A 21145-nucleotide genomic window follows, 5' to 3' on the forward strand; every position below is an offset into this window, starting at 1 on the left:
CTGCAAGTATCATAGGGCATATGGAGATCATCGGGTGAGCTATACCCACGTCGACAAGCCAATTCGGCTCGGCAATGTTGAAGTCAGGAACCGGACGTTCCGCCCGGCCCACGGCACCGGCATCGGCTGGGGCGCGATGACGGATGCGCTGATCACCTATCATGAGGAGCGGGCGCGCGGCGGAGTCGGCCTTATCATCAGCGAAATCGGTTCGGTGCACCCGTCGACCGCCTTCAATCTCGACATATACAAGGCCGAGATCGAGGACGGCATGCGCGCCTTCGCTGAACGGATCAAACGGCACGGGACCACGCTGTTCCAGCAACTCTGGCATGCGGGAGCGGCTTTTGGCCCGCGCGACGGCTCGCCGCCATGGAGCGCGTCCGATATCCCCAATGTCGCGAACGGCGTCGTGCCCACGCCGATGACGAAAGCGATGATCGACGAGGTTATCGGCGGCTACGCGGAATGCGCGCGTCGCATGGAGCAATATGGCCTGGATGGCGTCGATATTCACGGCGCGCATGGCTATCTGCCGGCCCAGTTCTTCTCTCCCAACAGCAACAAGCGGGAAGACGAATATGGCGGCAGCTTCGAAAACCGCGCCCGCTTCATAATGGAGATAATGCGCGCGATCCGAAACGCGGTTTCCAGGGATTTCGTCGTCGGGATCCGCGTCGCGACCGATCTCATCGAAAACGGCCTGAGCACGGACGACTATCTCAAGCTGACGCATATGCTCGAGGCCGAAGACCTCATAGATTATGTGAACCTCTCCGTCGGCAGCTATAATCGCAACGACAAGATGATCGGCGGCATGAATGAGCCGGTCGGTTACGAACTGCCTTACAGCACCCCGATCACCCATAATGTCCAGCTGCCGACGCTGGTTACGGGGCGGTTCCGGACGCTGGAGGAATGTGACCAGGTCATCCGCGCGGGCGACGCGGACATGGTCGGGCTTGTCCGGGCGATGATCGCCGACCCGTATCTGGTGTCCAAGAGCCTGGCGGGCGAGCCGGACAGGGTGCGCCCCTGCATCGCCTGCAACCAGGCGTGCGTCACCAATCAGATGTATGGGCTGCCCATCGAATGCGCGGTCAACGCCGGCGCCGGGCATGAGCTGGAACGCGGCGACCATCTGCTCAAACCCGCGGAACAGCCGCGCAGGATTCTCGTCGTCGGCGGCGGCCCGGCCGGGCTTGAGGCGGCCCGCGTGGCGGCATTGCGAGGCCACAATGTCACGCTGGTGGAAGCCAATTCCCATCTCGGCGGATCGATGCGCGCGGCAGCAAAAGCACCCACCCGCCATCAGATGATCGATATCGTCACCTGGCTCGAAGAGGAGGTGTACCGTCTGGGGGTCGAGGTTCAGCTGAGCACCTATGTCGATGCCGAAGACGTGATTGCCACCAACCCCGATGCGGTCATCGTCGCCACGGGGGCGCTGGAGCGAATGGACGGCATGCAGATCTCCCACCCCGGCGAGCCGATCACGGGCGTGGAGCGGCGCGGCGTCATCTCATCGACCGAGCTTTTCATGATGACGCCGGCCCAGCTGGGGCAAAAGGCCGTGGTGATCGACGATGTCGGCCATTATGAAGGCCTGGGATCGGCGGAGTTCCTCGTCAACCAGGGCCTGGAGGTCGTTTATGTGACCCCCAAGCGGGAAATCGCGCCGCTCGTCTGGCCCACGCTCATGCTCGATCCGTTCCTGCAGCGCATGCAGGGCAAGGCTTTCCGCTATATGATCCGCACGCGCGGCATCGCCATAGAGGAAGGTCGGGTGGTGGTTGGCCCCGCCCATCTGCAGGCGACACTGCAAGACTCGACAGTGCTGGAGGCGGACACCGTGATACTCGTGTCCAGCAACCGTCAGAACCGCGATGTGTATGACGGGCTGCTTGATCGCATCCCGCATCTGCACCTTGTCGGCGACGCAAGTTCGCCGCGCTATCTGCAGACCGCAATCCGCGAGGGACATCTCGCGGGAGCGGTGGTCTAGCGCGTTGTCCAGGCAGACGGAATCATGTGCTGATCGGGAAAACGCTATAAAACAAGGACCTGGAACATCCGCGCCGATGGGATCGGACGGGGACATGCTCCAGATCAGGAACCCCCGGCGGAGGGCGACAATCGCCCCCCGCCCTACCGGCTGAGAGGATTTGGACGATGAACGCAAAGAAAACGGTAGCCGTGTTATGTGCGAGCAGCCGCATGGGTCAGGCCGAGACACGCGAACTGCTCGCGCAGGGCCATGCTCCCCGCGCCATTTCGCGAAGCCACGACATCTTCATGCGCGACGAATTTCGCGGCACGGAAGTTGTCGGCGCGGACTTTTCGGACGTTGACGCATTGCAGGCCGCCTTCACCGGGGTGGATGCAATTCTGAGCGCCATTCCTTCGCTGGCGGGCGAAAAGTCTCCGGAATATGCGCACAATCTTGTCGCGGCCGCAAAGCGGGCCGGCGTGCGCCGGATCATCCACAATTCCATGATGTGGGCGCCGGATGAGCCATGCGGCCAACCTTATTACGACGCGGTTCTGGCCCTCGAAAATATCATCGCCGGGTCCGGCCTTGACGTGACGATCTTCCGCCCCGTCCTCTTCATGGACAATTTGCTGACACGGTTCGCCAAGCCCAATCTGGTGAACCATGGCCTCTATCGCTACTGCCAGCGGCCCGGCTTGCTGGCCAACTGGATAGCGATGGACGACGTCGCGAAATTCATGGTGGCGGCGCTGACGAGGGACGACCTGATCGGCCGGCGCATCGCGATCGGGGGGAAGGAAACCCTGGCGGTGGAGGAAGTCGTCGCGATCCTGTCGGATATTCTCCAGCGGCCGATTACCTACGAATATGAAGATCCCTATGAATGGGGCGCGCGGGTCCATGGGGAGGTCGGTCTTGGCGCGCTCATGCCGCAGGATGTCTACGCGCAGGCGATGGGCAGCTTCTACATGTTCAACAATGAATCGCCCCATCGGCCGTTCGAGGTCGACATGAAGCCGGTGCTTGAGGACATTCCCGTGCGCACGATCCCGTTGCGCGAATGGGCCGCCCGGCAGGATTGGTCACCGGACGCGCAAGAGGGCAACGCCGTCGGCTCGCTGTCCGGCTGAAACGCCGCCGTCGATCGATACAGCCCGGATGCCATCACAAGGAGTTCGTCATGAAGAAGATGATCCTGTTCATAAAGAAGAAGGAAGGCATGTCCTTCGAAGATTTCCGCAACCATTATGAAAATGTCCATGTTCCGCTGTGCGGTGAACGGATCGGGCATCTGATCCAGGATTTCAGGCGCTATTATCCGCAGAACCTGAACAACCTCTATCATGGTCGGCCTGATGCGGATGCAGGCCATGACGGCGGCACCCGATATGACGCGGTCGCGGTTTATACGATCAAGGACGAAGAGGCCCTGCAGGAACTGATCAAGATCGGCCAGGATCCGGAATTTCAGCGGCTTATCACCGAGGATGAGGAACGATTCTGTGACCGTGCGGCCACAGTTGAGGGGGTTGCCGACGAATTTTTCGGCCCGGGGCTGAACGGATAGTATTTAGGACCAATTCAATATATTGGCGCTGCGGATTGCTATGGGCGACCGTTGCCGACGATGTTTACCCTTTTAAAAGGGCACGCATTTAGGTCCGGCCGCAGCAATCACCTTGGTTCAGGGGAGGGGCCTTGATGGCCCCGCTCCAAAGCGTAGCGAAAAAGGGATGTCATGAATATCAAGATCAAGACCAGCCTGTGGTGCAGCGTGTCCTGCCTGTTGGGACTCACCGTCGCCGGGCCGGTCCAGGCGCAGGATAGCCAGCCCGCGCAGGCTCCTCAGTCAGCCGAAGCGCCGGCCACCGGCGACATCATCGTCACCGCGCAGCGTCGTTCCGAACGGCTCCAGGACGTGCCGCTGGCGATCACCGCGGTTTCCCCCGAAGCGGCCACCCAGCTGGGTCTGCGTAACATGCGCGACATTCAGCTCGCGATGCCCGGCACGGACTTCACGCAGGCAAGCGGCTTCCTTTCGCTGTTCATTCGCGGCGTCGGCATCCAATATTCGACGCCCGGCCTGGAAGCGCCCGTCGCCATCTATCTCGACGGCGCATACATACCGCGCGCGGGCGGCGTGAACTCGCTTATGGATCTTGTTGATCCCGGCACGATCGAAGTTCTTCGCGGTCCCCAGGGTACGCTGTACGGCCGCAACGCGACCGGCGGCGTCATCCGCATCAGCAGCGCCGCGCCCACCGACAAGTTCGAAGGTCGGATCCTCGCCGAATATGGCCGCTTCGATCACCGGCAGATCGACGGCATGCTGAACGTGCCCGTGTCCGACACGCTGAGCGTCCGCTTTGCCGGCCGCTTCAAGAAGGAAGACGGCTACATCACCAACGTCGACGGCACCAAGCTGGCCGCGCAGAACAACTATACCGCGCGTGGCCGGTTCAAGTGGGAACCGACCGACGTCTTCACCCTGTCCGGGGGCGTGGAATGGCAGCGCAGCAAGGCCCGCAACTATAATGACGAACTCGCGCAGGGTGCGCCGACCTGTTACGTCTGCCAGTCGACCGGCCAGACGCCCCCCGGCTTCTATGAAGGGGTCCAGACCGACACCGGTCCCTATTACAACCGGATGTTCCGCGCCGATCTGCGCGCCGACGTCAAGCTCGGCGATTTCGATCTGAGCAGCACCACCACCTATTTCAACAACTTCAGCCGGCAGTTCGCGGACAACGACTTCACGCCGCAAAACGTGTTCCTGTTCGCCGTGCCGCGCAATGGTGGCAAGTCCTACTCGCAGGAAATCCAGCTCACATCGAACATGGAAGGCCCGTTCAACTATCTGTTCGGCGTCAACTATTTCTACGACAAGAGCTTCCTGGATATCGCCCTGACCGGATCGGCCTACGACTTCGCCTTGACGGGTGCGGGTTCCTATCCGCGCAACAATGCCGACGTGAAGACCGAGTCCGTTTCGGCCTTCTTCGAAGGCACCTACAAGCTGACCGACCAGATCAAGGTAACGGCAGGCGGCCGCTATACCTATGACAAGCGCGACCTGTCGGTGACCAACAGCACGGGATTCCAGCTGTTCGGCGCGCCAGCGGCCTTCAACAGCTCGGCATCGTTCCGTGCGTTCACGCCGCGTTTCGTGCTCGCCTGGGACAATGGCCCGGTGAATGTCTATTATAGCTTCACGCGCGGCTTCAAGGCCGGTGGTTTCTCGACCCCCGCGCCGTTCCCCGGCAACTCGATCAACCCGGAAAAGGTGTTCAACCACGAAGTCGGGATCAAGAACTCGGCCCTGGGCGGCAAGCTGCGCAGCAGTCTCGCTGCCTTCTATTACAAGAACAAGGGCCTTCAGCAGCAGATCATCGACGCGACCGGCGCGGGCACCAAGACCGAGAATGTCGGCGCGGCGGAAGGCTATGGCGCGGAACTGGAGATCAACGGCGATCCGATGCGTGGCGTAGTCCTGGGTGCTTCGTTCGCCTATCTGCACGCCAAATATCAGAGCTACCCCAATGCGTCGCAGATCTGTTTCGATCCGACGGGCACGTCGAACACGCAGGCTCCGGGCGCCACGCTCTATCCCTGCTCGATCGATCTGTCGGGTACGCGGGTTCCGCACGCACCGCGCATCACCGCCTCGCTTAACGGCAGCTATACGTTCGACATCGGCAGCTGGAGCGCCAATCTGGCGGGTGTCGCGCAATATCGTTCGCGCTTCCTGTTCTGGCCCGGCGCCGGCGGTCCGCTCGGCCTCGACCAGCAGAAGGGCTATGTCCTGGCCAACTTCTCGGGCTATGTCAGCCCTCCGGGCGAACAGCTGCGTCTGGGCTTCTACCTGGATAACGCGTTCGACAAGCGGTACACGACCAACGTCACGACCGGCGCACCCTATGGCGTGAACTTCAACGCCGCCAAGCCGCGCACCTACGGCGTCCGCGCGGAATATCGCTTCTGATGCGCGTGGGGCGGTGAGCGGCGCGACGCAGCTCCGCCGCTCCCTTTTCATCAGAGCTCAACGCACGAGCGGCCCCATCCGGCCGCTCGTGTTTTTTTTCGCGCCGAACGGTCGCCACGTCGTTCCCGGGCAATACTCCCCTTCCACGCACGCGCTTGAGGCTCTGGCGAATTCCCTGCGTCGCGCGACCACCAGCAGGCGTCGATATCGCCCTTGTCCATCCGGGCGGTCCAAGTTGACCGATGTCGAACAGCGGATCGCCGGCCTTCCCGGGGGTTGCGCTTCCCCGGCGCCGCTGCAATAGCGACGAAGGGTGTTCGCCTGGGGCTTGGGTCGGGCAGGTTCAATCGTGCCGGTCGGGCCGCCGGCACCGATGAATCTCGTCCGGAGCGCCTATGTCCGACCATCACCACCGCCATCCCAGCGCGCTGCGCCAGTTCCTTGGCAGCCAGTCGGCGGCAGGGCTTGTCCTCATCGCCATGGCGGCCGCGGCGCTGCTGATCGCGAACTCTGCGCTGGGTCCCGCCTATGAAGCGCTGCTGCACGCTTATGTCGGTCCGCTGTCCGTCATGCACTGGATCAATGACGGGCTGATGGCCTTGTTCTTCCTGCTGGTCGGGCTGGAAATCAAGCGGGAGATGCTGGACGGACAGTTGTCCACATGGTCGCGCCGCATCTTGCCGGGTGTCGCCGCGCTGGGCGGCATGGCGGTCCCGGCGCTTCTCTACATCGCCTTCAACCTGGGTCCGACGGCGCGGGGCTGGGCCATCCCGGCCGCGACCGACATCGCCTTCGCGCTTGGCGTCATGGCGCTGTTGGGACGCCGTGTGCCCGCTTCGCTCCGCATCTTTCTCGCCGCGCTCGCCATCATCGACGATCTGGGGGCGGTCATCATCATCGCGCTCTTCTACACCGCAAAGCTCTCGCTCGTCGATCTTGCGGGAGCTGCCCTGGTCGTGGCGCTGCTCATGGCCCTCAACCGGCGCGGCGTACGGCGCCTGCTACCCTATCTGCTGCTGGGCGTGCTGCTGTGGATATTGGTCCTGCGCTCGGGGATCCACGCCACGCTGGCCGGAGTGCTGTTGGCGCTGACCATCCCCATGGACCTGACGCCCGGCCAGTCGGACTACGACACGGCCAGCCCGCTCCATCGGCTCGAACACGCCCTGCATGTGCCTGTGTCCTTCCTGATCGTGCCCCTGTTCGCGCTTGCCAATGCGGGCGTTCACTTCCTCGCCCTGCCGGCGCAGGCGCTGGCATCGCCGGTCACGCTGGGCGTGGTGGCCGGTTTGCTGCTGGGCAAGCCTTTGGGGGTCTTCGGCTTGTCCTTCCTTGCCATTCGCCTGCGCTTGGCGGACGCGCCTGCCCATGCCAGCACCTGGCACATGTTCGGCGTGGCGTTGCTGTGCGGCATCGGCTTTACGATGAGCCTGTTCATCGCCCTGCTGGCATTCCCGGCCGCGCCCCTGCTGGTGTCGGAGGCAAAGATCGGCATCCTGGCGGGCTCGCTTGTCTCGGGCCTGCTGGGGTTCGTCATCCTGCGGCTCGCGCCCGGCGACAGACTTTGAGGCACGGCGGCGCGCCGACAGGCGGGCGGTGGGAAGAAACGCCCACCGCCCGCCCTGCTCACGCCGCGTCGACCAGCACGATCTCGCTGTCCTCGATCGCCGTGACGCGGATCACATCGACATCGGCAATGGCGACGCCGTCCCGCGCTCCGACCCGGAGGTCGTCGATCCGGATCGCGCCCGTCGCCGGCACCATATAGGCCTTGCGATCCTTGCCGATGGCATATTCGGCGCTCTCCCCGGCCTTGAGCGTAGCCGCCACGACCCGGGCGTCGGTACGGATCGGCAGCGCCTCATTGTCATTTTCATAGCCCGACGCCAGCGTCACGAAGCGGCCGGAACGGTCACCCTTGGGAAAGGGCTTGGCGCCCCAGCTCGGCGCCTCGCCGGACCGGGTGGGCACGATCCAGATCTGGAAGATCTTCGTGGTCGCGTCCTCCAGATTATATTCCGAATGGCGCACGCCGGTGCCCGCGCTCATCACCTGGACGTCGCCTGCTTCGGTGCGCCCCTTGTTGCCCAGGCTGTCCTCGTGAGTGATCGCGCCTTCGCGGACATAGGTGATGATTTCCATGTCGCGGTGCGGATGCGGCGGAAAGCCGGTGTGCGGGGCGATGCTGTCGTCATTCCATACCCGCAAGCTGCCCCAGCTCATGCGGGACGGGTCATGATATCCGCCGAACGAAAAATGATGCTTGGCGTCGAGCCAGCCGTGATTGGCGGCGCCCAGGCCTGCGAAGGGACGAAGTTCGATCATCTCATATCTCCTCTCGAACAGCATGTGGCTGTTGATGGAGCCCTTTTATGCCTTGCGGACTATCCTGATCAGAGGGATAAAGCCGGTCATTTCGTTCGAGGAATTGGAAAAGTGAACACGCCCGGCACGCCCACTTTCGACCAGCTTCGCATCTTCCTCGCAATTGTCGACACCGGCGGTTTCGCCGCTGCCGGGCGCCGGCTGAACCGCGCCGTCTCGGTCATCAGCTACGGAATCGCCAATCTCGAAGCGCAGCTTGGCGTTACCCTGTTCAAACGGGAAGGAACGCGCAAGCCGCAGCTGACCGTTGCGGGACGCGCCCTGCTTGCGGAGGCGCGCAGCATAGCGCACGGCTTCGACGGCTTGCGCGCGAAGGTGAAGGGGCTGCTCGACGGCCTGGAGGCAGAGGTCGACCTCGCCGTCGACGTCATCCTGCCGGCCGAACGCGTGGGCAAGGTGCTGCGCAGCTTCGCGACCGAGTTTCCGACCGTGCAACTGAGGCTGCATGTGGAAGCGCTGGGCGCGATCACCGCCATGGTGCTGGACCGCCAGGCCGCGATCGGCATTTCCGGGCCGCTGGCCGCCGGTGTCGAAGGCGTCGAATGCACCGCCGCGGGATCGGTGCCGATGGTCCCGGTCGCGGCTCCCGACCATCCGCTCGGGCGGATGGATCGCATCCCGCCGGGCGCGGGCCGCGACTATACGCAGTTGGTCCTGACCGACCGCTCCCGTTTCACCGAGGGGCAGGATTATTCCGTATTGAGCCCCAAGACCTGGCGGCTCGCCGATCTGGGCGCGAAACATGCGCTGCTGCGCGAAGGGGTCGGCTGGGGCAACATGCCCTTGCCGATGATCGAACCGGATCTGATCGACGGCGCGCTGGTGCGTCTCGTCATGCCGGATCACCCTGGCGGAACCTATCGTTTCGCCGGGGTCTGGCGCCGGGACACGCCGCCTGGTCCCGCCGCCTCCTGGCTGCTCGACCAGTTCGTCGCCCTCGGCAAGGACGACAAGGAACTGGAGGGCATGGGCGATGTCTGATCCGTCTGGACAAGGGGCAGGACGCGGCATGACCTCGGGCCGGCTGGAAGCGTTCACCGATGGCGTCGTGGCCATCATCATCACCATCATGGTCCTGGAGCTGAAGGTGCCCCGTGACGGGACGCTCGACGCCCTGTCGGACAGCCTGCCCATCCTGCTTGCCTATGTCCTGTCCTTCATCAATGTCGGGCTCTACTGGAACAACCACCACCATCTGCTCCACGCGACCGAACGGATAGACGGCAAGGTGCTGTGGGCTAACCTGTTCCTGCTGTTCTGGCTGTCCCTCGTGCCGTTCGTCATACGCTGGCTGGACGAAAGCGGCTTTTCGCCGATGGCGACGGCTGCCTATGGCGTCGTTCTGGGGATGGCGGCCGTGGGCTATCAGCTGACCGAAGGGTTCATCATCGCCTTCAACGGCCGGCAGTCGGCGCTCGCCCGCGCCATCGGCAGCGACTGGAAGGGCAAGATCAGCCTTGCCCTCTACGCGGTCGCCGTGCCGGCCGCCTTCCTCGCTCGCCCGATCGCGATCCTCATCTATGTCCTGGTGCTGCTGCTCTGGCTCGTGCCCGATCGACGGATCGAGCGCGCGCTGGGGGACTGACGTTTTTCCGAGGCGAAGGTGATCCTCTTGCGCCTCGGAAAAGCGCCCCAGGACAATGGCTTAAAGCGGCCTGGACGCGACGGGGTGCAGGGCGCAGACCAATGTTCCCACCACGATCAGCGCCCCGGCCAGGATGAGCGGCACTACCAGCCCGCCCCGGGTGACGAGACAGGCGCCGATCGCCGCGCCCGCAAGAATGGCGATCACGCTGCCGATGCGGCGCGCCCAATTGGGGTTCGTTCCGCCCGCGGCCGTGGAATCGGCGGCCAGGCCGGTGATCGTCATGGTCAGGACCGTGGTCGTGAGGTCCGGCACTTTGAGCTGGCGGATCGTCGCGTTGCGAAATCCCATGGCGATGCCGGTCAGCGCGATGATGATATAGACGCTGGCATCGGGCGTCTGCGTCGCCACATCGAAGCCGACCGCGACGCCCGCCGCGATCCACAGCAGGGCGGCCTCCACCGACGCCGCGATGATCAGCCAGCGGCGCAGCGGCGCGCCGACATGCCGCTTGCCCACCCGCCCGGCGACGAGCGCGCCGGCCATGAAGGAAGCGATGGCCACGATATAGGGCGCGACCCTGAAGCCCGGCGCGCCGCTGGCGGCGAAACCCAGAAAGACGATATTGCCCGTCATGTTCGCCGTGAAGACCTTGCCCAGGCCCAGCACCGAAATGGCATCGACCAGCCCGGTCGTGACGGACAGCAGCAGAAGCAGCCAGATCAGCGGAGAGGTGGCAGGCTTTACGGTGGTCATGATGGTCTCCGGAAAAAGTCTCTGCCTCGCCGCCTAGCCAACACTGCGTCCCACAAGAAGCCGAATAAGATCGTTGCTTCCGTTCCATAAAATCGAATATCTTGCTTAAAAGCGGAAGTTGCTCTCCAAACCGATCATCGTGATGGTCTTGCCCGGCCCCGTCTCGCGGATGAAGGCGCCCGGCGCGAAGGCGGACAGGGACGTCGACAGCTCCCATTCGGGCGTCGCCTGCCAGGCGATCGCTCCCTCGACCTGGCTGCCGATGAAGCGCGCCCGGCTCGCGCCCGCCGCGCGGATCAGGTTGCCGGGGATGTCGTAGACGCCGTCCGCCCTGCTGTACCGCCAATAGGCCATGGCGGCGAGGCTGAAAGACAACCCTTTACCCAGGGTCCCGCTGACGCGCGGATTGGCGCTGATGATGTTGGTCGGGCCGACCGGCGAGAGTTCGCCGAAATATTTGCCCTTGGGGAAGAGCGCGTTGAATGTGCCCAGGGTGCCGTCGCCTGCCTTGCGGTCGCCGCTGACGACATTCACCCTCAGCGTGGCGTCGGGCGCGGTGGGGAGCGCGGGAAAGCGGCGGCCGACCTCGCTGCCCACCGTCCAGGCGGCGATGTTCTGGCCACGGAACTGCCCGAACTGGGTGACGCCCTCGACATTCCAGTGCCACGTCCCGCGCTCGCCATGGGAACGCAGGCCGATGCTGTGGCGCAGCTCGCGCCCCGTCTGCCCGTCAAAATGCGCGCCGCGATTGCGATAGCCCAGATAATAGATGTCGAGGCCCGGCAGCACCGCATAGGCGCCCCACAAGGCCTTGGTGCGGGACGTCGCGTCATCGAAGCTGGCCGGGCCGGGCTGCACCGGCTTCACCGCCAGCAGGCTGACCTTCGCGCGTCCGATCGCGACATCGGCCCGCACCCCGTCGAAGGCAAGCGGCACATTGGGGCCATAGCGCGTTCCCACCAGCCGTTCGGTGCCGAGCGAAAGCATCTGGCGCCCGCCGCGCAGGGTGACGGCGCCCAGCTCGACCTCACCGAACACCTGAAGCAGGTCCGCCTTCGTCTGGTCGATGGGCGATGCCGCCGGCGCGACGCCGATGGCATAGGCAAGGATCGGCTGGACGAAGGCGCGGGCCTTCCCGACATGCAGGTCGGCATAGGGCAAGGCCCGCAGCCAGAGGAAGGAATCGTCCGGCGCCTCCGCCCCCCCCCCCCACAGGCTGTTGTCGTAGTTTTCGCTGCGCGCCCGCAACTCGATGCCCGTCGTGATCCAGCTATCCTCGCCGATCGGGATATATTTGAACGGCCCGGTCCAGTGATGCGCCCGCTTCTGCGCGTCGGCCAGGTCGGACCAATCCTCGTCATAGCGCGTGATGCTCAGCGTCGGCGCCTGCCAGGCCTCGGGCTGCTGCGCCCTGGCCGGCGACGCCAGGGATGCCGCCAGCGCCAGGGCGGCAAGCCAGCACTCACGCACCGCCGCGCTTCCGGTCGGCGACCATGGCCACCAGCACGAAGCCGCCGACAAGGCCGACATGTTCGAAAAAGGCGTTGGTCGCCATGAAGCGTTCCTGGCCGGCCGCCATCGTCCAGAAGGCATTGGCGGTCATCGCGGCGAGCAGCGTGAAGACGCCCAGCATCCCCGCCCCCAGCCACACGAGCCGCCCGGTCAGGATCAGCACCGGGCCGGCAATCTCTATCCCGATCGTCAGCGCGGCCCATAATTCCGGCGGGTGCATGCCGAAATGCGCCTGCTCGGGCACCGCCGCCGACCAGCCGGTCAGCTTCACGATCCCGCCCAGCAGATAGGCGCCGACCAGCGCCAGCCGCGCCAGGAACCAGGTGGCGCGCCAGTGGAGGACCGCGCCGACGAAGCGCGGCGCGCGGGCGCTGGTCACGGCTTCACCGGCGCATGGATCTCGGCAATATAGCCGCCCGGAAAGCGCACGACCGCGGCCTGCCGGTCCCGCTCGGCATGCGCGGGGACGAGCGTTTCGACGCCCGCCACCGCCGCCTTGGCGAGCGTCGCCGGCAGGTCGGCCACTTCATAGCCGGTCATGTCGCGGCCATAGGGCCAGGGCAGTTGGCCGTCCGACACGATCACGCTCATTTTCCCGTAGCCCGACGTCATGCGGATGCGGCGATAGGTCTTGCCCGGCTGCCCGATATCCGCTCCGGGCGCCGCCCGCTCGTCCGACGTGACCCGGGCATGGGCAAAGCCGCGCCACTGCGCCACAAACCGGTCCGCCGCGTCGGGGGTCAGGTAGATGCGGTTTTCCGGCACCCTGGCCAGCGCTGGATATTGCGGCTTGGCGGTGTGCCAGTAAAGCTGCATGTTCACGCCGCCCGCCCACTGGATCACGACGTCGCGCCCGATGGGGTCGGGGAAGCTGGTGATGAGGCGGGTCGCGCCATGCCGCACCGCCGATACGACCGCGGCGTCGAGGTCCGTCACCAGATAGCCTGTGCGCTCCGCGCCGAACGGAACCGGGATGGGCGTGACAAAGCCGAATGCGGACACGGTGCCCGCGGGCGTCAGCGCCAGCTGCGACTTGGTCTTGCTGCTGGTCGGCGTGACCTGAAAGACGCCCTGCTTGCTCGTCGTGCCGCCGAAGGTGGCGGTGAAGCTGGCCACGAAGCGGTCGAAATCCTCCGGCGCGACATAGACATGGGTGGTGTCATATTGCGGCCCGACCGAATAGTCGGCGGTCGGTGCGGCCGGCGCTTTGGCAGGCGCGGCGGCGGGGCTGATGGCGATCAGCGCGGTCGCCATCATGACAGTGATGCGGATCATGGCAGTTACTCCGGGTGGGACGTGGCGAATCCCTCTCTATGCGAGAAGGGAGTCGCCAACGATCCGAATAATATCATCCATAATATTCCAGATTCTGGAACGTTCGATAGAATCAGACCGCCCAGCAGCCGCAGCCCATCACACCCCAGAAGCTCTGGACGTCGGCGGCGGGAACCCTGGCGCCCAGCGCGGCCGCATGGTCATGGCCATGCACATTGCAGGCGGAGGCGCAGCCGCAGGCCGACGCCATCTTCCGGGCGCTCTCGTCCCGGCGATAATGTCCGCCGAATGTCGCGACCGGCGACCAGTCGGGCATTGCCTTGGGCGCGGCCGGCGCGAGCGGGCCGAAGTCGCCCTCGCCATAGACGATCTTGCCCCCCAGCACGGTGAGGACGGAACGCAGCTGCGCGATCTCGCTTTCGGGCACGCTGAAATAATCGTCGGACAACAGCGCCAGGTCCGCGAGCTGCCCCGCCTTGATCTGCCCCTTCTTGCCGACTTCGTTGGAAAACCAGGTGTTCCTTTCGGTCCACAGGCGCAGCGCCGTCTCCCGGTCCAGCCGATTGCGGACGGGGTAAAGCGTCAGCCCGCCTACGGTCTTCGACGTGACCAGCCAGCTCAGCGAGACCCATGGATTGTAGCTGGCGACACGGGTGGCGTCGGTGCCCGCGCCCACCGGCAAACCGGCATCCATCATCCGCTTGATCGGCGGGGTGGCTTCCGCCGCCTTGGCACCATAGCGTTCGACGAAATATTCGCCCTGAAACGCCATGCGATGCTGCACGGCGATGCCGCCGCCCAGCGCCGCGATCCGGTCGATATTGCGCTCGCTGATCGTTTCGGCATGGTCGAAGAACCAGTTGAGGCCCTTGAGCGGGATGTCGCGGTCCACCTTTTCGAACACGTCCAGCGCGCGGCCGATCGTCTGGTCATAGGTCGCGTGAAGCCGCCAGGGCCAGCGCCGTTCGGCCAGCAGGCGGATGACCGGTTCCAGGTCGCCTTCCATCTCTGGCGCCATGTCGGGCCGTGCGACGCGGAAATCCTCGAAGTCGGCCGCCGAATAGACCAGCATCTCGCCCGCGCCGTTGTGGCGGTAGCTGTCGTCGCCGTCGCCCGGCTTGATCTGGGTCGACCAGGCGGCGAAGTCCTTCAACTCCTCCTTCGGCTTCTGCGTGAACAGATTATAGGCGATCCGCAGGGTCAGTTCGCCGTCCTTGTGCAGCTTGTCGATGACCGCATAGTCGTCGGGATAATTTTGCGATCCGCCGCCCGCGTCGATGACGCTGGTGACGCCCAGGCTGTTCAGCTCGCGCATGAAATGCTTCGTGCTGTTGAGCTGATATTCGGGCGGCAGCTTCGGCCCCTTGGCGAGCGTGGCATACAGGATCGTGGCATTGGGCTGCGCCAGCAGCAGTCCGGTCGGATTGCCCTGCGCGTCGCGGACGATCTCGCCGCCCGGCGGGTTCGGCGTATCCTTCGTATAGCCCACCGCCCGCAGCGCGGCGGCATTGAGCAGCGCGCGGTCGTACAGGTGCAGGATGAAAACCGGCGTATCGGGCGCCGCTGCGTTGATCTCAGCGATGGTGGGCAGCCGCTTTTCGGCGAACTGATGCTCGGTAAAGCCGCCGACCACACGGACCCACTGCGGCGGCGGCGTGTTTTCGGCCTGCTTCTTCAGCATCGCCATCGCTTCGGACAGCGAAGGCACGCCCTCCCACCGCAACTCCATATTATAGTTGAGGCCACCCCGGATGACATGGATGTGGCTGTCGATAAGGCCGGGGATCAAGCGTCGGCCCCTGGCGTCGATGACGGTCGCGTCGGCGCCGGCGGCGGCGCGCACCGCCTGTTCCGACCCGACCGCCAGAAATTTGCCGTCCCGGATGGCGACGGCCTGCGCCACCGGATTTTCGCGGTCGAGCGTCGTCACCTTGGCATTGATCAGGATCAGGTCTTTGGGGGGCATGGCGAAACTTTCCGTGGCTGTGAGGATGGGGATGCAAGCGGCGCCGGCAAGCGCCTGTCTGCGGTTCATCATGCGTCGCGGCTCCGGTTGTCGGGCAGGCAACCCAGCACATGATGGGCGCAATCCTTCGTCACGAAGCGGGTCAGTTCGGGCAGGCTGGCGAGGCGCTTTGCCACCGGGATAATCTGTTCTCCCAGCAATATCCCGGCCAGCCCGACAAGGGCGATGACCGGCGGCGCAGGAGAACGCACGCCCAGCAGGCTATAGACGATCCCGACGATCAGCCCGGCGCCCAGTGAGAGAAGATAGGCTTTCATGTCCGTTCTCCGTTCCGTCCAATCAACCCTTGATGAAGGCGAGGAGGTCGGCGTTCAGCACGTCGGCGTTGACCGTCAACATGCCGTGCGAATAGCCCCCATAGATTTTGAGCGTGGCGTCGGGCAGCAATTGCGCCTGCAACACGCCCGCATTCTCATAGGGTACGACCTGATCGTCATCGCCATGCAGCACCAGCGTCGGCACGGTGATGGCCTTGAGGTCGTCGGTCTGGTCGGTTTCGGAAAAGGCCTTGATGCCTTCATAATGGGCCAGCGCGCCTCCCATCATGCCCTGACGCCACCAATTGTCGATGACGGCGGGCTTTACGTCCGCGCCGCCCCGGTTGAAACCGTAGAAGGGTCCAGCCGCGACATCATGGAAGAATTGCGCGCGATTGGCGGCAAGGCCCGCGCGCAGCCCGTCGAACACATCCATGGGCAGGCCGCCCGGATAGCGATCGGTCCTGAGCATGATCGGCGGCACCGCGCTGACCAATACCGCCTTGGCGACGCGACCCTGGGGCTGGCCGTGGCGCGCAACATAGGCCGCGACCTCGCCGCCGCCGGTCGAATGGCCGATATGGATGGCGTTCTTCAGGTCCAGATGTTCGGTGACCGCGGCCGCGTCGGCGGCATAATGCGCCATGTCATGGCCGACATCGACCTGTGCCGAACGGCCATGCCCGCGACGGTCATGGGCAATGACGCGATAGCCCTTCGCCAGGAAAAACAGCATCTGCGCATCCCAGTCGTCCGACGACAGCGGCCAGCCATGATGGAACATGATCGGCTGGGCATCCTTTGGCCCCCAGTCCTTGTAGAAGATGTCGACGCCGTCGCTGGTGGTGACAAAGCTGGTCATGGCGAACTCCTGGGTGAAATCGGGCGGTGGGGAAGAAGGCGGCGGCCGGGCGCGGACAAAAAGCCGCAAGTGCCGGGCCGCCGCGAAATGCTTAGTGAGCGCCCTCGGATGCGCCGAACATGGTCTTGGCGTAGGTGATACCCAGGCCATAGGCGCCGCCCCACTTCTTGGCGAAGCCGGTGGTCATGTCATAGGTTTCGGTGCGGGCCCAGTCACGCTGCAATTCAAGCAGATATTGCAGGGACGTCATCGGCTTGGCGCCCAGCTGGATCATCCGGGCGACGGCGCGTTCATGCGCTTCCTCGGAAATGTCGCCACAGGCATCGGATATGAAATAGACATCGAACCCCTGGTCGATCGCGGAAGCGACCGGGCCGACGATGCACACCGACGTCCACAGGCCCGCGAAGATCAGGCGTTCCTTGCCGATGCGGTTCACCTCGTCGATCACGGCGCTGTCTTCCCACGTATTCATGGACGTGCGGTCCAGCAGCGGCTGGCCGGGGAAAGCATCGGTGATCTCGCTGAACATGGGGCCGGAAAAGCTGTCGACCGCGACCGTGGTCAGGATGGTCGATACCTTGAATCCGGCTGCGGCATTGGCGACCAGCGCGGCATTGTTGCGGAGCAGTTCGGTCGCGATCGACTTGGTGGCAAAGGCCATCTGCGACTGGAAGTCGATCATGATGAGCGTGTGATCCTGAGCGGAGATCAGGGATTTGCCGGGGGTCGGGGTGGCTTTGATGGTCACGTCGGTCTCCAGTTGAATGTCTCACAGCCGTTTCGTTGCGCTGTGAGTGGAGATCTAGACGAGCTGATTGACACTATGAAGTCGTATAAGTTCTTGCCCAACGTTCTATTTTATTGAAATGTTTGGCGGGTCCAGCGCACCGCCAGGCCGGGGAAAAGCCGGCCACCAGGCCGGAACAAGGGGGGTGGAGCAGCGCCCACCCCCACCTGTCTTACAGACCGTCGACAGCCTTGCTGACCAATATGTTCACGGCCACGCGGCGATTCTGCGCCTTGCCTTCGGCCGTGTCGTTGCTGGCGATCGGGTCCGCTTTCGCCATCCCGGTCGGGGTCAGCATGCGATAGGGCTTCCAGCCACAGGCCTGCTGGAGATAGTTCACAACGCGGCCGGCCCGCTTTTCACTCAACTGCTGGTTGAAATCATCGCCGCCGGTGGAATCGGTGTAACCCACGACCAGCAGCAGGGCGTTATCCATATTCTGCGCGGCCGTCGCGGCCGCACACAGGTCGTTTTTCGCCTGGGGAGACAGCACCGCCTTGCCGACATCGAAATTCACGTTCGTCGTGCCTTTGATATTATACTGGTCGATCTCGCCCATGCGGCCGCGCAGCGCTTCGGTCGCCGCGGTCTGTTCGTCGAACTGCTGGGCCGTGCCGTTGTGGATCATGGACGCGGTCCTCAGGTCCTTGTTCTGAAGATTGATCTGGCTCGCGAGCAGGCCTTGGTCCGACTGCATCGTCTTGACGGTGACCGGCAGCCCGTTGAGCAGCGACGTCGAAGCCAGCCTGTGGCGGTTCAGGCCGAAAAAGCCCTTGCTGGCGCTGATCTTGGTGGCATCGTTGATGAAGACGACAGTCTTGCTGCCATCGGCGGCGGTGACCTGCATCTTGTCGCCGCTGCGGGCGGAAATGATCCCCTTGATCTCCGGCCCTTCGGCCATCTTGGCCGCGGGCAGATAGGCGGTCGCCGAAACATCGGCCGCGGGCTGGCCCTGCGCCGGTGTGGACGGCTCCTGCTGCTGCTCCTGGGGCTGTGCCTGCGCGGCAAGGCTGCCCGACGCCGCCCCGGACAGAAGCGCCGCCGCCATCAGATATGTGTGATTCCTTGAAACGAAACGCATCACGCTACTCCTTTAAAATTTCGACCAGTCGGGCCTGCATCGATGCAGCTTCACGTCCGACTGCCGCGCGCGCGATGGCATCTCCGGCTGTCAGAACCCCTCCTTTGACCCTCAAATATCCGTTATGACGCTACGGACCAGCGCCATGGCTGTCGTGCCTGTTCGGATTAACCTTGCTCTTGCATGAACAGGCAAGCCCGACGCGCCGCCTGTGCAGGCAATGAGAGCCGATCATGCGACGAACCGAGGCGGATCGCCCTTCCAGGGCATGTGACGCGGCCACCGCGACTGATCGCCAGGCCTTGGAAATTTCGCCTTTTAAAACAAATATTTGCACTTATTTGCAAAAGAGGCCATGAATATTGGATCTGTTTTTATCCTGTATAAACATCCATTTGCCGCCAGGCGGGGTCATCTTCGCGAAATCTTCGCCAGTTCCCGGCCCCCGGACCCCCGACGCGGGAATTCCTTTCAATTCGACACTTCGTTCATGCATTCGAAAACGTCGCGCCGGTCAGTGGGTTTCGGCGCGGAGCCGACCAACCAGTTGTTCGATCTCGAACGGCTCCAGCAGCCAGGTACGGGTCTTGCGCCCGGCCCGATGGATGGGCTGGGTCAGAAGGACGCGGGCCTGTTCCCGCGCGTGCGGCCTGAAGATCGCGAAATGCTGGGCACAATCGCGAATGGTGCCGATCATCGGCGCCCGCCCCTCAAGATCGATCAGGGTCGCGGGCTGATCCCACGGGATGGTGGATGTAGGGTGGTCGGTCATTCGGGCGGCTCCGGCTATAAAGGGGGCGGCGGGCATGAAAAATCGTGACCGGCCCACTATGGAATCTTGCGTTCGCTGGCAACGTCGCGCGTAAGATCATCTGGCAGCATAAGCCCGCAATCGAAGAATCGGAGGATAGCGTGCCTCGGCGGAGCGACATGAAGAAGCGACAGCAGATGCTCGCCGATTTCGGTGAGATGGCAATGCAGTCCGATGATCTTGATAAGGTGCTTGGCCAGGCCTGCCGCCTGGTGGTGGCGGCCCTGGGCACGGGCCGGGCCCACATTCTGGAAATGTCGGACGACGGCCAGGACCTGTCGGTGCGCGCCGGAGTCGGCTGGGCGCCGGATGTCCTGGGCACGGCACGCCTTTCGATGAACGATGGATTCTCCCAGATCCTTTCCGCAGCCGCCACCAAACCCGTCATCATAAACGACCTGCCGCAGAACGAGAATGTTCTGCCCCCCGTGCTGAGGAAGGCCGGAATCGAGGCGCTGGCCATGGTGCCGATCCTGCTGCCGGGCAGCAGCCGCTTTGGCATCCTGCTGGTCGACAGCAGCCAGCCCCGTTATTTCAACGACGACGACATTCAGCTTCTGCGGATCTACGCCACCCTCCTCGGCCCCGTCATCGATCGGCTGCATCGGGTGGAGGAACACCGCGCCAAGCGGTGGGAAGAAAGGCAGAAGGTCCTTGTCGCCGAGCTTCAGCATCGCACGCGCAACCTGCTCGCGGTAGTTCGGTCGATGGCGGAAGAAACCATGCGCGGCGCCGCCGACCTGAACGATTTCGGGCAAGGCTTCCGTGACCGGCTGGAAGCACTCGCGCGGGTGCAGGCGCTGCTGTCGCGTCTGGAAGAGCGCCAGCGCGTGACGTTTGACCTGCTGATCCGGACCGAACTTATGTCGCTGGGCGTGATCGCGGGGACGGACGAGCGCGTGACGCTGCACGGACCCGATGACGTTCGCCTCCGCTCCAGCACCGTGCAGACCCTGGCGCTGGCGCTTCATGAACTTGCCACCAATGCAGCCAAATATGGCGCGCTGTCGCAATCCGCGGGGCATCTGGCCATCCGTTGGCAGGTGGCGCCGATGAAGGACGACGCGGAGCGCTGGCTGCATATCGACTGGCAGGAAAGCGGTGTCGTGATGCCCGATCGGAATTCCGTGCCTTCAGGGACCGGCCAGGGTCGCGCATTGATCGAGCGGGCCTTGCCGTACCAGCTTCAGGCAAAAACCATCTATGATCTGGGATCCGACGGCGTCCGTTGTACGATCAGCATGCCGCTGACCGCCACTTTCTAATTGCGGAACGAACCGCCGCCTTCAGGCCGATCCTATTGACCCGGGTCTTTGCGCCAATGCCCATATTGCCAGGCAGCTTCCCTGGCGCGGTGCGCGAACTCCGTCGCCGCGGCGACCATGCTGGCGCCGTTCAGATGCGCGCGTTCCAGCAATCCGATCTGACGCTCAAACGCATCAGAGGTGCCCAGATAAGCAAGGCTCCAGCGCGGGAAAAAGCGTTCGTTCACGCGATGAACATCAATGACGCGAACGTTGCTGTGCCTCGGGTCCTGCACGATGCTGGCCATCAGTTCTTCGACATGCGCCTTCGATCCTTCCAGCACCTGCGCGAAATAATCGGCGGTCGCCACCAGGGCCCCCGTCACCTGTAGCGAATGATTGCGGCGGAGCGAAATCGCGACGATCGCATCCACTTCACTGGAAAGGGTGGAAGACGGGAGCAGGTGATCGCTGATATAGAGCAGGCAATGGATCATCCGGGGGTGGTCCTGTGCGCTTCAAACTGCAGCCAGTTCACTTGTCTGCTGGTGAGCTTCCCTCTCCACAACTGCCGGACCACCGTAGG

At 64.0% G+C, this 21145-nt stretch carries 20 protein-coding genes; 8 read left to right on the forward strand and 12 right to left on the reverse strand.

Annotated elements, in window-relative coordinates; translation table 11 throughout:
- Positions 1-34 precede the first annotated feature (34 nt).
- The 5 genes from AAC640_RS09570 (at position 35) to nhaA (ending at position 7543) form a co-directional block, all read left to right on the forward strand.
- Positions 35-2005: an oxidoreductase gene (locus AAC640_RS09570; protein WP_340265892.1), complete on the forward strand. Its 1971-nt coding sequence runs from the start codon at positions 35-37 to the stop codon at positions 2003-2005.
- Between the two features lie 167 nt (positions 2006-2172).
- Positions 2173-3123 carry an SDR family oxidoreductase gene (locus AAC640_RS09575; RefSeq protein WP_340265893.1) on the forward strand — a complete coding sequence of 317 codons (951 nt, stop codon included), beginning with the start codon at positions 2173-2175 and terminating at the stop codon, positions 3121-3123.
- Positions 3124-3173: 50 nt separating this feature from the next.
- Positions 3174-3560, forward strand: a complete 387-nt coding sequence (locus AAC640_RS09580; protein WP_340265894.1) for an EthD domain-containing protein — start codon at positions 3174-3176, stop codon at positions 3558-3560.
- Between the two features lie 171 nt (positions 3561-3731).
- Entirely contained in the window at positions 3732-5975 is a 2244-nt protein-coding gene (locus tag AAC640_RS09585; protein ID WP_340265895.1) for a TonB-dependent receptor, read from the forward strand.
- Between the two features lie 395 nt (positions 5976-6370).
- The gene (gene nhaA / locus AAC640_RS09590; RefSeq protein WP_340265896.1) at positions 6371-7543 is read left to right on the forward strand and encodes a Na+/H+ antiporter NhaA; all 1173 of its coding nucleotides are present in this window, start codon (positions 6371-6373) and stop codon (positions 7541-7543) included.
- Positions 7544-7601: 58 nt separating this feature from the next.
- Here the strand turns inward: nhaA and AAC640_RS09595 are convergent, their stop codons facing one another.
- The gene (locus tag AAC640_RS09595) at positions 7602-8300 is read right to left on the reverse strand and encodes a pirin family protein (protein WP_340265897.1); all 699 of its coding nucleotides are present in this window, start codon (positions 8298-8300) and stop codon (positions 7602-7604) included.
- A 111-nt stretch (positions 8301-8411) separates the two neighbouring features.
- Between AAC640_RS09595 and AAC640_RS09600 the strand changes: the two genes are divergently transcribed.
- A complete protein-coding gene (locus tag AAC640_RS09600) occupies positions 8412-9341 on the forward strand; it encodes a LysR family transcriptional regulator (protein ID WP_340265898.1) in 930 nt (309 codons plus the stop codon).
- A gap of 28 nt (positions 9342-9369) precedes the next feature.
- On the forward strand, positions 9370-9945 hold the full coding sequence (locus AAC640_RS09605; RefSeq protein WP_340265899.1) for a TMEM175 family protein: 576 nt from the start codon (positions 9370-9372) through the stop codon (positions 9943-9945).
- 60 nt (positions 9946-10005) lie between these two features.
- Here the strand turns inward: AAC640_RS09605 and AAC640_RS09610 are convergent, their stop codons facing one another.
- The 10 genes from AAC640_RS09610 to AAC640_RS09655 form a co-directional block, all read right to left on the reverse strand.
- Positions 10006-10701, reverse strand: a complete 696-nt coding sequence (locus AAC640_RS09610) for a YoaK family protein (protein ID WP_340265900.1) — start codon at positions 10699-10701, stop codon at positions 10006-10008.
- Positions 10702-10806: 105 nt separating this feature from the next.
- Entirely contained in the window at positions 10807-12171 is a 1365-nt protein-coding gene (locus AAC640_RS09615) for an alginate export family protein (protein ID WP_422794978.1), read from the reverse strand.
- Positions 12164-12592 (reverse strand): DoxX family protein, encoded by a 429-nt coding sequence (locus AAC640_RS09620; RefSeq protein WP_340265901.1) that lies wholly within the window; start codon positions 12590-12592, stop codon positions 12164-12166. Before AAC640_RS09620 ends, AAC640_RS09615 begins: the two co-directional genes overlap by 8 nt.
- Positions 12589-13488, reverse strand: coding sequence for a glyoxalase (locus tag AAC640_RS09625; protein WP_340265902.1), 900 nt, complete (start codon positions 13486-13488; stop codon positions 12589-12591). The genes AAC640_RS09620 and AAC640_RS09625 overlap by 4 nt, the downstream gene beginning before the upstream one ends.
- A gap of 112 nt (positions 13489-13600) precedes the next feature.
- Positions 13601-15526 carry an amidohydrolase gene (locus tag AAC640_RS09630; RefSeq protein WP_340265903.1) on the reverse strand — a complete coding sequence of 642 codons (1926 nt, stop codon included), beginning with the start codon at positions 15524-15526 and terminating at the stop codon, positions 13601-13603.
- On the reverse strand, positions 15523-15771 hold the full coding sequence (locus tag AAC640_RS09635) for a XapX domain-containing protein (RefSeq protein ID WP_340265904.1): 249 nt from the start codon (positions 15769-15771) through the stop codon (positions 15523-15525). Before AAC640_RS09635 ends, AAC640_RS09630 begins: the two co-directional genes overlap by 4 nt.
- A gap of 22 nt (positions 15772-15793) precedes the next feature.
- Positions 15794-16633 carry an alpha/beta fold hydrolase gene (locus tag AAC640_RS09640; protein WP_340265905.1) on the reverse strand — a complete coding sequence of 280 codons (840 nt, stop codon included), beginning with the start codon at positions 16631-16633 and terminating at the stop codon, positions 15794-15796.
- Positions 16634-16724: 91 nt separating this feature from the next.
- Complete coding sequence (locus AAC640_RS09645) at positions 16725-17384, reverse strand: isochorismatase family protein (RefSeq protein ID WP_340265906.1); 660 nt, start codon at positions 17382-17384, stop codon at positions 16725-16727.
- Positions 17385-17595: 211 nt separating this feature from the next.
- Positions 17596-18504, reverse strand: coding sequence for an OmpA family protein (locus tag AAC640_RS09650; RefSeq protein ID WP_340265907.1), 909 nt, complete (start codon positions 18502-18504; stop codon positions 17596-17598).
- A gap of 514 nt (positions 18505-19018) precedes the next feature.
- Entirely contained in the window at positions 19019-19276 is a 258-nt protein-coding gene (locus tag AAC640_RS09655; RefSeq protein ID WP_340265908.1) for a hypothetical protein, read from the reverse strand.
- 158 nt (positions 19277-19434) lie between these two features.
- Between AAC640_RS09655 and AAC640_RS09660 the strand changes: the two genes are divergently transcribed.
- A complete protein-coding gene (locus AAC640_RS09660) occupies positions 19435-20580 on the forward strand; it encodes a sensor histidine kinase (protein ID WP_340265909.1) in 1146 nt (381 codons plus the stop codon).
- A gap of 32 nt (positions 20581-20612) precedes the next feature.
- Here AAC640_RS09660 and AAC640_RS09665 read toward each other — a convergent pair whose 3' ends face one another.
- Entirely contained in the window at positions 20613-21056 is a 444-nt protein-coding gene (locus AAC640_RS09665) for a BLUF domain-containing protein (protein ID WP_340265910.1), read from the reverse strand.
- Positions 21057-21145: the final 89 nt, after the last annotated feature.

The organism is Sphingobium mellinum, assembly GCF_037860795.1.
Lineage (GTDB): Bacteria > Pseudomonadota > Alphaproteobacteria > Sphingomonadales > Sphingomonadaceae > Sphingobium > Sphingobium mellinum.

What these genes read in the sequence shown, in the direction of transcription:
- nhaA (WP_340265896.1), top strand. Translation starts at nt 6,371, where the DNA reads ATGTCCGACCATCACCACCGCCATCCCAGCGCGCTGCGCCAGTTCCTT.
- AAC640_RS09660 (WP_340265909.1), top strand. Translation starts at nt 19,435, where the DNA reads ATGAAGAAGCGACAGCAGATGCTCGCCGATTTCGGTGAGATGGCAATG.
- AAC640_RS09635 (WP_340265904.1), bottom strand. Translation starts at nt 15,771, where the DNA reads ATGAAAGCCTATCTTCTCTCACTGGGCGCCGGGCTGATCGTCGGGATC.
- AAC640_RS09655 (WP_340265908.1), bottom strand. Translation starts at nt 19,276, where the DNA reads ATGACCGACCACCCTACATCCACCATCCCGTGGGATCAGCCCGCGACC.
- AAC640_RS09625 (WP_340265902.1), bottom strand. Translation starts at nt 13,488, where the DNA reads ATGATCCGCATCACTGTCATGATGGCGACCGCGCTGATCGCCATCAGC.
- AAC640_RS09605 (WP_340265899.1), top strand. Translation starts at nt 9,370, where the DNA reads ATGACCTCGGGCCGGCTGGAAGCGTTCACCGATGGCGTCGTGGCCATC.
- AAC640_RS09650 (WP_340265907.1), bottom strand. Translation starts at nt 18,504, where the DNA reads ATGCGTTTCGTTTCAAGGAATCACACATATCTGATGGCGGCGGCGCTT.
- AAC640_RS09575 (WP_340265893.1), top strand. Translation starts at nt 2,173, where the DNA reads ATGAACGCAAAGAAAACGGTAGCCGTGTTATGTGCGAGCAGCCGCATG.
- AAC640_RS09665 (WP_340265910.1), bottom strand. Translation starts at nt 21,056, where the DNA reads ATGATCCATTGCCTGCTCTATATCAGCGATCACCTGCTCCCGTCTTCC.
- AAC640_RS09595 (WP_340265897.1), bottom strand. Translation starts at nt 8,300, where the DNA reads ATGATCGAACTTCGTCCCTTCGCAGGCCTGGGCGCCGCCAATCACGGC.
- AAC640_RS09610 (WP_340265900.1), bottom strand. Translation starts at nt 10,701, where the DNA reads ATGACCACCGTAAAGCCTGCCACCTCTCCGCTGATCTGGCTGCTTCTG.
- AAC640_RS09585 (WP_340265895.1), top strand. Translation starts at nt 3,732, where the DNA reads ATGAATATCAAGATCAAGACCAGCCTGTGGTGCAGCGTGTCCTGCCTG.
- AAC640_RS09640 (WP_340265905.1), bottom strand. Translation starts at nt 16,633, where the DNA reads ATGACCAGCTTTGTCACCACCAGCGACGGCGTCGACATCTTCTACAAG.
- AAC640_RS09580 (WP_340265894.1), top strand. Translation starts at nt 3,174, where the DNA reads ATGAAGAAGATGATCCTGTTCATAAAGAAGAAGGAAGGCATGTCCTTC.
- AAC640_RS09630 (WP_340265903.1), bottom strand. Translation starts at nt 15,526, where the DNA reads ATGATGAACCGCAGACAGGCGCTTGCCGGCGCCGCTTGCATCCCCATC.